The sequence below is a fragment of the Peribacillus sp. R9-11 genome (assembly GCF_031345095.1).
Lineage (GTDB): Bacteria > Bacillota > Bacilli > Bacillales > DSM-1321 > Peribacillus > Peribacillus butanolivorans.
Map to the genome: position 1 here is coordinate 695,810 of NZ_CP133763.1, position 13,666 is coordinate 709,475.

Annotated in this window: 12 protein-coding genes; 10 read left to right on the forward strand and 2 right to left on the reverse strand. The window is 36.1% G+C overall.

Translation table 11 applies throughout. The annotated features are described in order from the left end of the window. Nucleotides 1-94: 94 nt before the first annotated feature. The 10 genes from RE409_RS03220 (at nucleotide 95) to RE409_RS03265 (ending at nucleotide 10,964) form a co-directional block, all read left to right on the forward strand. Nucleotides 95-871, forward strand: a complete 777-nt coding sequence (locus RE409_RS03220; protein ID WP_201222192.1) for an IclR family transcriptional regulator — start codon at nucleotides 95-97, stop codon at nucleotides 869-871. 275 nt (nucleotides 872-1,146) lie between these two features. Beyond that, nucleotides 1,147-2,355, forward strand: coding sequence for a CaiB/BaiF CoA transferase family protein (locus RE409_RS03225; protein WP_201222190.1), 1,209 nt, complete (start codon nucleotides 1,147-1,149; stop codon nucleotides 2,353-2,355). Between the two features lies 1 nt (nucleotide 2,356). Then, nucleotides 2,357-3,310, forward strand: coding sequence for a hydroxymethylglutaryl-CoA lyase (locus RE409_RS03230; protein WP_201222188.1), 954 nt, complete (start codon nucleotides 2,357-2,359; stop codon nucleotides 3,308-3,310). A 158-nt stretch (nucleotides 3,311-3,468) separates the two neighbouring features. Further along, complete coding sequence (locus RE409_RS03235) at nucleotides 3,469-4,767, forward strand: CitMHS family transporter (RefSeq protein ID WP_201182900.1); 1,299 nt, start codon at nucleotides 3,469-3,471, stop codon at nucleotides 4,765-4,767. 74 nt (nucleotides 4,768-4,841) lie between these two features. Next, nucleotides 4,842-5,525 (forward strand): RraA family protein, encoded by a 684-nt coding sequence (locus RE409_RS03240; RefSeq protein ID WP_309558522.1) that lies wholly within the window; start codon nucleotides 4,842-4,844, stop codon nucleotides 5,523-5,525. Between the two features lie 307 nt (nucleotides 5,526-5,832). Further along, nucleotides 5,833-6,123, forward strand: a complete 291-nt coding sequence (locus RE409_RS03245; RefSeq protein WP_309558523.1) for a DUF3817 domain-containing protein — start codon at nucleotides 5,833-5,835, stop codon at nucleotides 6,121-6,123. A 524-nt stretch (nucleotides 6,124-6,647) separates the two neighbouring features. Next, nucleotides 6,648-7,796, forward strand: a complete 1,149-nt coding sequence (locus RE409_RS03250; RefSeq protein WP_201222182.1) for a VanZ family protein — start codon at nucleotides 6,648-6,650, stop codon at nucleotides 7,794-7,796. Between the two features lie 135 nt (nucleotides 7,797-7,931). Then, nucleotides 7,932-8,699 (forward strand): ABC transporter ATP-binding protein, encoded by a 768-nt coding sequence (locus RE409_RS03255; protein WP_053344432.1) that lies wholly within the window; start codon nucleotides 7,932-7,934, stop codon nucleotides 8,697-8,699. After that, on the forward strand, nucleotides 8,686-10,605 hold the full coding sequence (locus RE409_RS03260; protein ID WP_201222180.1) for an ABC transporter permease: 1,920 nt from the start codon (nucleotides 8,686-8,688) through the stop codon (nucleotides 10,603-10,605). Before RE409_RS03255 ends, RE409_RS03260 begins: the two co-directional genes overlap by 14 nt. 5 nt (nucleotides 10,606-10,610) lie before the next feature. Then, on the forward strand, nucleotides 10,611-10,964 hold the full coding sequence (locus RE409_RS03265; protein ID WP_201182892.1) for a YxeA family protein: 354 nt from the start codon (nucleotides 10,611-10,613) through the stop codon (nucleotides 10,962-10,964). A gap of 81 nt (nucleotides 10,965-11,045) precedes the next feature. On the opposite strand, the gene RE409_RS03270 is transcribed toward RE409_RS03265, so the two are convergent. Further along, the gene (locus RE409_RS03270) at nucleotides 11,046-12,476 is read right to left on the reverse strand and encodes a sensor histidine kinase (protein WP_309558524.1); all 1,431 of its coding nucleotides are present in this window, start codon (nucleotides 12,474-12,476) and stop codon (nucleotides 11,046-11,048) included. A gap of 5 nt (nucleotides 12,477-12,481) precedes the next feature. Continuing rightward, the gene (locus tag RE409_RS03275; protein WP_201182888.1) at nucleotides 12,482-13,183 is read right to left on the reverse strand and encodes a response regulator transcription factor; all 702 of its coding nucleotides are present in this window, start codon (nucleotides 13,181-13,183) and stop codon (nucleotides 12,482-12,484) included. Between the last annotated feature and the right edge of the window lie 483 nt (nucleotides 13,184-13,666).

Sequence of the window (13,666 nt, forward strand, 5' to 3'; positions counted from 1 at the left end):
AAATTATTTACGTATCGTTAAAGGAACAGTAATCATTTTTAAACAGAATTGCAAAGGATTTGGAATTAAATACTCGTAATTGGGGGCATTTATAATGGATGAAAATGAAAGCTCGAAAGGATCACGAACAGTTCAACGCTCAATTAACATAATGAACTGCTTTACTATGGAAGAATCTGAATTAACTCTGACAGAGATCTCGAATAAAATTAATTTGGCAAAATCAACAACTTCCAGGTTAATAGATACTTTGGTACATAACGGTCTTCTTCAAAAAAAATTCTCAAATTCAAAATACCAGTTTGGCTACAAAATGTATCAATTTGGTCGTATTGCAGAAAATACCATCTCATTTGATATAACAGAAATTGCAAAACCATTCATGAAGAAGTTAAGAAATGAAATTGGAGAATCAGTAAGTTTATATATGCTGGAGAATAAAAAACGAAGGTGTATTGCGCGATACGGGAGCAATCAATCAATCCGTCATGTTGTAAGTATTGGGGAGATACTTTCGTTGGAGATTGGTTCAGGGGGAAAGGTGTTATTAGCTTTTCAGTCTCCATCGTTTATTGAATCCACATTAAATGATTTAGATTCAGAAAGTTTACGCATAAGTCTTACAAATGAATTGCCGATCATTCAAAAAGAATCTATTTCAATAAGTTTAGATGAGAGGGGAGCAGGGGTTAATTCAGTTGCATCACCTATCTTTGGATTAGATCGAGAAGTGAATTTTTGTCTATGCGTATCGGGCCCGAGTACACGATTTACGGAAGAAAGTATGAATGCTATAAAAAATGAAGTGAAGACAATTGCCTTGAAAATTTCCGAATGTTTTAGTAATCCAAAAGAAAATCATTCATTTTAGAAAAGATACACCCATCCTATTACTAGGCAGCGCCTCACTGGCGCTGTCTTTTATTTTTAACCTCTTAAAAAAACAGAATTTTATAATTTTTATAGTGACATCTAAAAAGTGCTTTGTTATAATCAACACATAAAGTTCTGTTAGATGGAATTATTCGTTCCATCTAATGAAACTCAAATCAATTTAATAGTAATCGATGATAGGAACATTTCATATTTCCATTGCGTCTAGCAACAGTAATACTGAAATAAAACATCAAGGAGGAAGTAATTACTATGGATAATCCTACAAATGGACCTTTGACAGGAATTCGTGTTATTGATGCATCTACTGTGATTGCAGCTCCTTTTGCAGCCACTTTACTAGCAGACCTGGGAGCAGAAGTTATAAAAATTGAACTTCCAGATAAAGGGGATCCTTTGCGTGGACTGGGACCTTGGAAAGAATCTGAACCGTTAAGGTGGCCAGGGCTTGCACGTAATAAACAGTCTGTAACATTAGACATTCGCACTAAAGAGGGCAAGGAGATATTTAAAAAATTAATTAGAACCGCAGATGTATTAATAGAAAATTTCAGGCCTGGAACCATGGAAAAATGGGGACTAGGATATGATGTGCTGAGGGAAGTGAATCCCCGTCTCATTATGACTAGGCAATCTGGTTATGGGCAGACAGGGCCATATGCAGAAAAGGCAGGATTCGGAACGCCTAGTACTGCATTTTCGGGATATACCTACCTACAGGGATTTGAGGACCGACACCCAGTAAGCCCTTCATTTTCATTACTCGATTATATATCTGGCATATATATTGCTTTTGGAACTGTAAGCGCTCTCCTTCATCGTGAAACATCGAGTAAAGAAAAAGGTCAAATCGTTGAGATGGGACTATACGAAGGGATGTTCAGGATGATGGATTTCTTAATTGCTGAACATGATCAGCTCGGAAAAGTACGCGAGAGAGCACCTATGCTTCACGGTCATTCAAGCCCTTCGGGTACTTACCAAACAAAAGACGGACATTGGGTTGTCATGGTATGCAGTACACAAAAAACATGGGAACGTTTGGCTCAAGCTATGGATCGGACGGATTTGATAGGAAATCCTGATTATTTAACAAACCAAGCACGAATGAATAACAATGACATCCTTCAAGAACTTGTTATGACTTTTATGAAATCTCTAAATAAACAAGAACTTTTGAAGACAATGGATGAGTTTGGTGTTCCCATTTCTCCTATATTAAGCATAAAAGATATCTTCGAAGATCCTCATTATCAAGCGAGGGAAAATATTTTGGAAGTTGATCATCCTCGGTTAGGCAAAGTTAAAGTTCCCGGCATCGTGCCAAAGTTTTCAGAAACACCTGGGCGTATCCGTCATCGTGCACCGGAACTGGGAGAGCATAACAAGCAGGTATATAGTGGACAACTTGGTATATCTGAAGAGGAATTAACAAGTTTGAAGGAAAAGGGGATAATTTAACATGCAAAATAAAAAAAAGGTTGTACCCGAACAAGTGAATATATGGGAAGTCCTGCCACGAGATGGTTTTCAAATGGAAGAAAAATGGATACCTACAGAGGAAAAGGTTCGTATTATTCGTGGTCTGGCAAGTACAGGAATTAAACACATTGAAGTTACATCATTTGTACATCCGCGAGCAATACCCCAATTAAGAGATGCTGAAGAGGTTGTAAAACAGGTTCAGGATTTAGATGGAGTAAAGTTTCGGGCGCTAGTTCCTAACCTGCGCGGTGCAGAACGTGCTATTAATTCAGGAATGAAAAAAATAAAAATATTATTATCGGCTACAGACTCGCATAGCCTATCCAATTCTAACTGTTTAGTTAGTGAAGCACAAAAGGATCATTTGCCTATTGTAGAACTTGCTAGAAAATATGGTGTAGAAGTTGGAGGTTCAATTGCGGTAGCTTTTGGTTGTCCTTATGAAGGAAAGGTACCTTTGGAAAAGATCTTATCAATTCTTGAAGGTTATAAAAATATGGGGGTTACTGAGGTTTCATTAGCAGATACGGTTGGAATGGGAAATCCAAAGCAGGTTTCTGAAATGTTAAGTATTTTAAGAAAATTATTCCCTAGTTTCAAGTTCACTTTGCACTTACACAATACAAGAGGGATGGCATTAGCTAATGCAGTTGCAGCGTTGGAGCAAGGAGTTACAGACTTTGATAGTTCTACCACGGGATTGGGTGGATGCCCTTATGCTCCTAACGCTGCTGGAAATATACCCACTGAGGATCTCACTCATGCTTTTCATGAGATGGGAATTCAGACAGGAATTAATCTTGACTCATTACTCGATGTTGCTAGGGATATCAAAAATACAATTGGGCATGATGGTGGAAGCTTTATTCTTAAGGCAGGTCCAAATAGTAGGCTGCACGCTAAACCTAAAAATCAAATAAAACTGGGATGAGAACGAAAAGGGATTCATGCGAATCCCTTAAAAAACTTCAAAGGGTAATATTTAGAATCGAAAATTGTTCCAATTAATCTGAATAAGTATGAATTAGAAAGCGCTATTCTATTGCCAAACATGAAATGAAAACGCATTCAAATAAAGGGGAGGTATTTATGTTATCAATTTTAGGATTTATGATGATTGTTGTTTTTATGTATTTAATTATGAGTAAGCGTTTAAGTGCTCTTAATGCCCTGATTATCATTCCAGTCATTTTTGCACTAATTGGTGGATTCACTGACCTAGGACCTATGATGATGGATGGAATTGGAACTATTGCACCAACAGCAATTATGGTTACATTTGCCATTTTATATTTTGGGATACTAATAGATGCAGGTATGTTTGATCCTTTGGTGAACAGAATGGTGAAAATATCAAAAGGGGATCCGTTAAAAATTTCAGTTACTACTGCAGTTTTGTCTTTGTTGGTAGGATTAGACGGAGATGGAACGATCACATACCTAATTGTTGTTACGGCATTATTGCCATTATACGAGAGATTAGGGATGAATAAGCTAATACTTGCTTGTCTCCCCGCAATGTCAATGGGAATTATGAATGTCCTTCCTTGGGGTGGGCCAACTGCAAGGGTTATGTCTATATTTGGTTACGATGCAATGGAACTACTTGGACCAATTATTCCATCTATCATTGCTGGGGCATTATATGTAATTGGGCTTGGTGTATTTTTTGGCTTAAGAGAACGTAAAAGATTAGGTGTATATGGCAATAAAACGGAAGCCGAAGTGGAAATAGCCGCATCAATCGAGGACGAGGCTGTTCAATCATTAAAAAAACCAAAATTGTATTGGTTCAACATAATGCTTACACTACTATTAATTTTTGCATTAGTTAAAGCCATTTTGCCACTCCCAGCCCTATTTATGATTGGCTTTGTCATTGTCATAGTCGTGAACTACCCTAATTTAAAAGATCAACAGAAAAGAATTGAAGCACATGCAGGAAATATTCTAACTGTTACTTCCTTGATTTTTGCTGCAGGTATTTTCGCAGGTATTTTGGAGGGAACGGAAATGGTTGATGCAATGGCATCATCTTTGGTCAAAGTAATTCCTGACTTTTTAGGTCCACAATTGCCAGTTATCGTAGGACTAACAAGTATGCCATTCACTTTTGTAATGGCGAATGATCCTTATTATTTTGGTATAATTCCAATTATTGCTGAGACAGCTGCGGGATTCGGTATTGATAAACTTGAGATTGCCCAAGCATCGTTATTAGGGCAGCCTTTACATTTATTAAGTCCTTTGGTCGGTTCCGTTTACGTATTAATCGGGCTTGTTGGTATTGAGTTTAGAGAGCATATTAAATTTTCATTTAAATACGCTGTTGGAACAGCTCTGGTTATGATTATTACAGCTATCTTTTTTGGTGCATTATCAATTTAGTTATGTAATCAGTTGTCGATTTGAAAGAAACTATCATTTTCATTCGAGTAAATAACGAAATGGGGTGTAAACATATGACTAGATTGGACTCAGTTCCTGCTCTTTTACCTGTATCAATCATAGAGAGGGCTAAAGCATTAAGTACGACCCTTATAGCAGATGCGATGGATTGTACCGGTGTAATGGATTATAAGATAAAGCCTGTGGCATCTGGAATGAAAGTGGCAGCGACAGCTATGACTGTTAATATGAGAGCGGGAGATAATTTAATTCTTCATCAAACCATCTATTCTGGAAGAGAAGGCTTTGTATTAGTCGTAGATGGAAAAGACCACAAAGCAAATGCCTATTTAGGGGAGTTAATGGCTGGAGCTGCAAATGCAGTCGGACTTGAGGGTATTGTAATTGATGGATTAGTTCGTGATAAAGAGGCTCTTTGTAAATTGGGATTTCCAGTTTTTGCAAAGGGATTCACGCCTAGCGGACCATTTAAAGATGGACCTGGGGAATTTAATACAACTATCTCGTGTGGTGGTGTAACTGTTCACCCCGGTGATTTAATCATTGGTGATGAAGATGGTGTAGTTGTTGTTTCAAAGGAAACTATTGAAGATGTATTTGCCAAGGCAGAGAAAAAGTTAGCTTATGAGCAAAAGCGCCTCAGAGAAATCTCAGAATATACTCGAAAAAGTAAAGAAGGTGATCCAGAGAGAACTATTGAGCCTTCTTGGTTAAAAAATAAAACAGAAAAATTTTAAATTGTTAATTGGGAGTATTTTGTGGTACAAACACTAGAGGTGGAGGATCGGGTTTTTCATTTAAACTAGTCCGATTCCGAAGTCTCTTTTGAAGCTGTTAGAAAACACTTAGGCTCAGTCTTTGGACTGGGCTTTGTTTGTTTATTCTAGACCTAAGAAATCATGGATACTATTTATTAGTGGAGCGGCTAGCAATATAATATGATAGAGAAATAGACTGGAAAATTAAAGTAGCAAGTAGATAGAAACCTTTCATGTGAACCGTTCCTATCAATTTGTACTTGTAAAAAAGTAGGGGGATGAACAAGTGTTTTCTACAGCTCTTGGATGGTTTAGGTTTATTACAATAATTGAGGGAATCTCATATGTTCTATTGCTGGCTATTGGTATGCCCTTTAAGTACATATTGGATATTGGAGAAGCAACACTCATTTTAGGCAGCATTCATGGTTTCCTATTTGTCGTGTTCGGACTTTTACTACTTTATGTGAGCATTAAATCAAAATGGTCATTTATAAAAATGGCGATGATCTTCATCTTTTCTTTTATCCCGTTTGGGAATTTTGTTATTGATCGAAAACTATTGAAGCAAAGCTAAATAATAAAGAAATATTCAATTTATATCAAAACAAATGACTTTTTAATGGCATATTGTATTAAAAAATTACGTGATAGAGTAGCTTGAATGCATAGCTACTCTTTTTGTTATTTCCAAAATTGCCACCACATTTTTGTTAATTGGCTGCAAGTTGTTTTTTCACTTCTTGAGATTCTCTTATGCTTTCATCTCGTTCATTTTGTCCGTAGCTAACTTAATAGTTGGTCCTTCTATAACCTCATAATAACCATATGTTAATTTGGTGAGATGATGTGGGCAGAGAAGGAAGTGGAAAAATTGTCAAGAAACAGTTAGAAAGGGATATTTAAGTGCAAAATATATTTGACTATCTAAAAGAACAAATAGATATCTTAGATGAACATCTTTGGAACTTAATGATGGATGAGGATGAAATATTAGAGCCGCTTAGAGGAGTTATATATTTTATAAAAAAATATAATTGAGAGAAAAGCGCATGTTAGGATGAAGAGCATAAATTATTTTCATGAAAAGAGGGAGAGAAATTGACAGCCTATACACAACCAATCTATGTGGCAGCCATCTTTTTTGCCATATTGGTGTTTATGTTATTTATTCCATGGCTCATTTATACATATAGAAAATATAATCACTTGCCACTTTCTACTACATTTATCACATTTTCATTTATCTTTTATTTTCTATCAGCGTTGTTTTTAGTATTACTGCCATTGCCAGAAATACGCGATACTTGTTCGTTACAAAAATCTGATACACAGCATTTTTCACTGGTGCCATTTCAATTCGTGGCGAATACCTTTGAGAACAGTGGTATTGTATTAACACAACCAGGTACATATATGCAGTTATTTAAACAACCTTCATTTTATCAAGCGTTTTTCAATTTCCTATTATTATTGCCCTTTGGCGTTTATTTACGCTATTTCTTCCAAGAGAAAAAATATTGGAAGAAAGCTCTTGGCTTCACATTCGTATTAACTCTATTCTACGAAATAACACAGGTAACTGGCATTTATGGCATTTATAATTGTGCTTATCGAATTTTTGATGTAGATGATTTAATGTTGAATACTTCAGGTGGCGTACTCGGCTTCTTCATTGCCCCAGCTGTACTAGCGTTATTTCCGTCGAAGCAGAAAGTTAAGGAGAAAGCAGATAAACTATTAGCCCATGATGAAGTAAAAAAGATGTCTGTATTGCTAGCAATAATTATTGATTTATTCATATGTAAAATTGTAATCCGAATTGTTTTGAACATGTCCAATGTTAATGAGGTTAGTGAATTTGTTGTAAGTACAATTGCATTATTTGTAATGTTTTTTTTCATTCCAATGCATTGGAGTGGACATACAGTTGGTACGAAGATTATGCGCTTTCGCTATGACAGTAAAGTATGTAGGGCAGAAACAAACAAGCGATTGTTTAAACGCTTTGGTGCAATTTATGCCATGTATTTTATAACAGTGATTGCGAGCACTTTGAATAATATGGAAGTACCAATGGACTCTCCTTATTATAAGTCATCCGTATTTTTAACACTGGGTACTTGGGTCATCTTTGTTACTTTAACAATCGTGTTATTCATTCACGTTATGTTAGTCGTATTTGGTAAAGAAAAACGCCGTTTCTACTTCGATGAAGCATCTGATTTGTATACAACTAGAAAAAAATAAGGTAATAAATCGTCTTCTATACAATAGAAGACGATTTTTTTTATAGATTTAAGGTTGCTGTAAGGTTGGCACAAAGATGCTGTAAGGATGGGCATTTATAGTATAAGTATCAGCAAAAATGACGAGGTGAAACACATGGAGCCATTATTAAAAGTAGAAAATATTAAAAAAACATATGGTAAATTAAGCGCTGCTTATACTGCGTTAGAAAATGTATCTTTTGACATTCATGAAGGAGAGTTTGTGGGCATCATGGGGCCTTCTGGAGCAGGGAAATCGACTTTGCTTAATATGTTAGCAACAATTGATTCACCAACTGAAGGGAAAATCTATATGAATGATACGAGTATTCACGATTTGAAGGAAGCTGCTTTAGCAGATTTCAGACGTGACAATCTTGGTTTCATCTTCCAGGATTACAATTTGCTCGACTCATTGACTGTGAAGGAAAATATATTATTACCACTGGCGATTGCGAAAACCCCAGCTAAAGAAATTAATATCTTAGTGAATCGTATTGCTAAAGTATTTGGTATTGAAGATTTACTAGCAAAATATCCTTACCAAATTTCCGGTGGACAAAAGCAAAGAACAGCTGCAGCCAGAGCTCTTGTGACAGAACCTGCACTGATTCTAGCGGATGAACCAACAGGTGCACTTGACTCAAAATCAGCGACAAATCTACTTGAAAGCTTAAGCAATTTAAATGAAAATAATAATTCTACCATCATGATGGTGACACATGATGCATATGCCGCAAGCTTCTGCCGACGTATTATTTTCATCAAGGATGGTACGCTATCAACAGAAATTTATCGTCGTGACCAAACACGTAAAGCATTCTTCCAACAGATTTTGGATGTCCTTGCAACAATTGGGGGTGAGGTAGATGACGTTATTTAGTCTAGCGAGAAAAAATATTGCACGTAACTTCTCCCAATATTTTTTATACATCGCATCTATGGTTTTTAGTATTGTCATCTACTTCACATTTGTGACATTAAAATATAGTGATACGATTGCAGAAAAAACAGCGTCATCACAAAAATTAGATTCACTAATGAGTGGTGCGGCAGTCATTCTAATATTCTTCGTTGCCATATTTATCGCATATTCGAATTCATTCTTTATGAAAAAACGTAAAAAAGAAGTGGCATTGTATGCATTACTAGGCGTACGTAATCGTCAAATTGGCTTTATGCTCTTTTTTGAAAACTTATTATTAGGTTTGGTTTCATTAGTAATGGGGGTTGTTCTTGGATTCCTTTGTTCAAAAGGATTTATGACGATTTTGATTCATTTAATGGGCTATGATGTCATAGCACCATTTACATTTTCGGGATCAGCAGCTTTGAATACAGCTATTGTATTTCTTATTATTTTCTTAGTGACATCATTCCAAGGCTATCGTTTAATTTATCAATTTAAACTAATTGATTTATTCCATGCATCGAAAAAAGGGGAAGCTGCTCCGAAGCCATCTATGATTGTAGCCATTCTTGGAGTATTACTAATTGCCATCGGTTATTGGTTGGCGATGCAAGATCTTTTTACTTCTAAAGTGTGGCAAAAAGTCGGCTTTTTAATGACAGCACTCATTATTTTATCAACAGTAATTGTCGGTACGTTTTTATTGTTCCACAGTGTGACAGGCTTTGTGTTAGCTGTGATTAAGAAAAATGAAAAATGGCTATGGAAAGGTCTTCATATAATGACGATCTCACAACTGCTATATCGTATTCGAGGTAATGCACGTACATTGACTGTAATTGCGGTGTTAAGTGCTACAACTGTAACAGCAGGCGGTGCAGTGTATGGTCTTTATTACAACACAAATGACCAAGTTATGACCGCTGATCCGAATACCTTTATGTATCAGCAAACAGATGCAAAAAGCGATCAACAAGTTAGCAATGTATTGTCAGATACAAAGTACGATGAAAATATCGAAGCACTATCAGTCACATTTAATACAAAAGAATTAAACGCGGCATCAGTTTTCGATAGCTCAGATAAAAGAATTTATACGGTTATCAACGAAAAAACATATAACAAATTAGCAGCAGTACAAAACAAGGAAGAACTACATGTGAATGCTGACAATGCGGTTATTTTAGATATTGGATATGACAAAAGATTCTCACCTAAATACAAAGGAAAGACCATCACGACAGAAAACAACTCTGCAATCACATTCCAGAGCTTTAAAACGCAAACAGTTTTAAATGCCGGCACAGCAGGTATTGCAGTTGTGGTATCAAATGATCAATTTAAAGTATTACAAAAAGAAGGAGAAGCACTAAAATATCGTGTCATTGGTGTGGACAATGCTTCTACGGATTTATCTAAAAAAATTGCAAAACAAATACCTGAAGAAGCGCTATTTTCTAGTGCCCCTCAAGATTTTCAGAGAAGCATTGAAGGCGTGGGATCACTGCTCTTTATCGGAAGCTTCCTGGGTCTGGTATTTTTAGCTGCAACAGGTAGTATCATTTATTTTAAAGTATTAACTGAAGCAGAGGAAGATAAATCACAATACAATATGCTTCATAAAATGGGCGTTAGCGCAAAAGAAATGCGGAAATCCATTGCATCACAAGTATTCGTAATCTTCTTCGTACCACTAACAGTAGGGTTATTACACAGTGTTGTTGCTTTAAAAGCCTTCTCTAGCTTACTGATGATGGACCTTGCAAAACCTGTGATGATCTGGATGATTGCTTATACAGTTATCTACGGTCTGTATTATATCTTAACGGTAGCTTCTTACAATCGTATTATCACACAAAATAATAAAACAGAAGGATGATCGAGATGAAAAAATTTCTAATGGTAGTGGGCATTTTGTTTTTGCTAGGAGTAGTAGGAGTCTTCGCGCTTACTAATATTGACTTCAACCGTATGAATGCCAGCAATTATTATTTACAAATTACAGAGGATGGGGAAGAGCATGAAACCAAACTGGATGATGGTACAGTGATGACCTCCTACTCTTATAAACTGGACGCTACTAATGCTGATGGTGAAACAATTCCACTAGAATTCACTGCACAAAAAAATCTTCGGAAAGATGCCTACTTGAAGATGTACGTAAAAAATGGTGATGAAGTATCGTCATATGATGAAGTGAAATTTGAGGAAATTCCGGAAAAGGCACAAAAAAAATAAAATATGAAAGAAGGGCTGTCTCCAAATAAGTAAGTGGAGTACAGCCCTTTTCTCTGCCTGTTAAGAAAAATATAATTAGCATTATAAAAGAATAGTAATGGTGGTGCCCTTATTTTCAACGCTAGTCAAATCGATTTTCCCATTATGGGCTAGAATAATATCCCTTGCAATCGCCATACCTAAACCAGTTCCATGTGTACTGGTAGTATTCGTGCCTCGGTAGTAGCGTTCAAAAACCTGTTCTAAATCTTTAGAGGGGATACCACGGCCATTATCGGCAATGGTAATTTGGGTATGAAAGATTGAAGCTGTGGATATGTTGCTTGACTTTTGCTCTTGTCCACCCAGTAGATAAATATTATCAATTCGAATATTCACAACGACATTTTCATCGTTATGCACAAGTGCGTTGTAGATAAAATTAAAAATCGCCCTTTTCAGTAATTTTTTATCCACTTTATGCATGGCTTTGTCCACATTTGCCTCAAATTCAACCTGTCGATCCCCAAATGATGAATCATTTAAAAGCTCAATCGTCATTTCACGAATAAGCCCAACAATATTTACATCTTCAAATTGTAACGGGAGTTGTTGATTGCGCAAACGCATCGTTAAATTGAGGTCGTCTAACAAATCTTTCATATAAATAGACTGTCTATTTATAATAGATGTATACTCATGCAATTCTTGTGGTGTTAAATCTGTGGAGCTATCTTTCATCAATTCTGCATACCCATGGATAGAAGCAAGTGGTGTCTTCATATCATGCGAAACATTGCTAATCCATTCCTCACGCATTTGGTCGATTTGATCACGTTCTTTCTCATACTGATCTAATTTCACCGAAAGTTCATTCATATTGCGAAACACATCTTCATAAACGCCTTTTGGTATGCTCATCTTCTTAAAGCGTCTCTCCCGAAGCTGCTGAATTCCTTCTATTAATAAGTTAAGTGGACTCGTTAATCTTTTACCAAATAAAAATCCAATGACTAATGCAATAATAATATCGACGATTAAAAATAATAAAAGTAAGATGTTAAAGTTTTTAAAACTTTTTCCATAATCATAGGTTATTACATAGCGACCTATTTTCTGTTCCTTAACACCTACAAAATAGCTGAAATTATGGGCTTCGCCGACAAAAACAGTCGTCTCTGCATCAATTTCTTTATACTTATACATTTGTACGATTTCAACAGGAGAATACATGGTTTGCAAATTTTGAGGTGTATAAAAGGCTGCTACTTGCTCACCCTTATTATTCAAAAATTGTATCCAGGCCTTTTTGTCTTGGAGTTTTTCTAGCCCTTCTTCATTTACCATCGGTTTGTTATCTTGCAGTTCTACATATTGTGAAAATGTTCGGCTAAAGTTTTCCGCAGATACTTCTTCTGTCCCCAAATTAGGAAAAAAGATTAAGCAGAGGAGTAAAATTGTATTTACAATCCCTACGATTACAACAATTGTCACAACGGATCCTAAAAAGCGCCGTGTCAATTTCCACTTCATTTGTCTCACCCCTTGGTATGTAATTTATAACCAAGTCCTTTAACAGTTAATAAAAACGAAGGCTTTGAAGGATCTATCTCAATTTTTTCGCGTAAACGGCGAATATGTACCATCACCGTATTATCGGAGCCAAAGAATTCATCGCCCCAAACATGTTCAAACAAAGTTTCCTTGCTCAAAATCTGATTCGAATGATGCATAAAACAACTCATCAGTCCGATTTCTTTAGCTGTGAGCTCAATCGTTTTTCCATCCTTTTTCACTTCTGTTTCATTGGCACTAAGCTCAAAAGGACCAACTTGCAAACTTTTCGGAGCTGCTTTTTCCTCTGAAAATCCAGCCCGTCTCAACTGTGCCTTCACCCGATAAGCAACTTCTTTCGGACTAAATGGTTTGGTAATATAATCATCCCCACCTATCGCCAGCCCTAAAAGTTTATCAATTTCCTCATCCTTAGCCGACATAAATAAAATTGGCACATTTGACACTTCACGAATTTGCTTGCATAAATCATAGCCTTCGCCATCAGGCAGCATAATATCTAGCAATACAAGTGCAGGATTAAACTCCTGAAACTTTGCCCAACCAGCCGCAACGGTTCCCGTCGTTACAATATTTGTAATACCTTCTTTATGTAAAACTGTCTCCATGAGACGCGCCAAATCTTCCTCATCGTCAATAATTAAAATCCACTGATCATTAGCCATTCTTCTACCTCCCAAACATCAATCTTAACCTACAGTATAGAGTACCCTGTAGCAAAAAATAAGGGGAAGGGAGAGATATTTCTGGAATAAGCGGCGTCTTAGGCATCCGTTTCATAATTTTTCATTAAAGATTATATTTAATAGCGAAGATAGGCTGCGAAACAAAGTAGAGAAAAGCACATAGGTTCCATTAAAAAAGAAAATGTACTTTCGATGAAAGGATCAGGACCTTGTTGCCATAAAACGTAGAGGCCTGATCATGGCTTGGTTTTAAATGAGGTAGTTTATGGTTGTAGGCTTATTTATTTGAGGTGGATATAGATAGTACTAAATACTGATTTGGTAAAGGTTGTATGATAAACTGTTTAAAGTATTGGTAGGTAGATAATGATATAGCTATTATGTTTTACTATGCAATTAAGTCTAGGTCTTCGATAATATTCTTTCTAGACCAAAATCATTTTCTATCAAAGATCATTAGAA

Excerpts from the sequence above, each read along its gene's own strand:
- RE409_RS03220 (WP_201222192.1), top strand. The coding sequence starts at position 95 with ATGGATGAAAATGAAAGCTCGAAAGGATCACGAACAGTTCAACGCTCA.
- RE409_RS03225 (WP_201222190.1), top strand. The coding sequence starts at position 1,147 with ATGGATAATCCTACAAATGGACCTTTGACAGGAATTCGTGTTATTGAT.
- RE409_RS03230 (WP_201222188.1), top strand. The coding sequence starts at position 2,357 with ATGCAAAATAAAAAAAAGGTTGTACCCGAACAAGTGAATATATGGGAA.
- RE409_RS03235 (WP_201182900.1), top strand. The coding sequence starts at position 3,469 with ATGTTATCAATTTTAGGATTTATGATGATTGTTGTTTTTATGTATTTA.
- RE409_RS03240 (WP_309558522.1), top strand. The coding sequence starts at position 4,842 with ATGACTAGATTGGACTCAGTTCCTGCTCTTTTACCTGTATCAATCATA.
- RE409_RS03255 (WP_053344432.1), top strand. The coding sequence starts at position 7,932 with ATGGAGCCATTATTAAAAGTAGAAAATATTAAAAAAACATATGGTAAA.
- RE409_RS03260 (WP_201222180.1), top strand. The coding sequence starts at position 8,686 with ATGACGTTATTTAGTCTAGCGAGAAAAAATATTGCACGTAACTTCTCC.
- RE409_RS03265 (WP_201182892.1), top strand. The coding sequence starts at position 10,611 with ATGAAAAAATTTCTAATGGTAGTGGGCATTTTGTTTTTGCTAGGAGTA.
- RE409_RS03270 (WP_309558524.1), bottom strand. The coding sequence starts at position 12,476 with ATGAAGTGGAAATTGACACGGCGCTTTTTAGGATCCGTTGTGACAATT.
- RE409_RS03275 (WP_201182888.1), bottom strand. The coding sequence starts at position 13,183 with ATGGCTAATGATCAGTGGATTTTAATTATTGACGATGAGGAAGATTTG.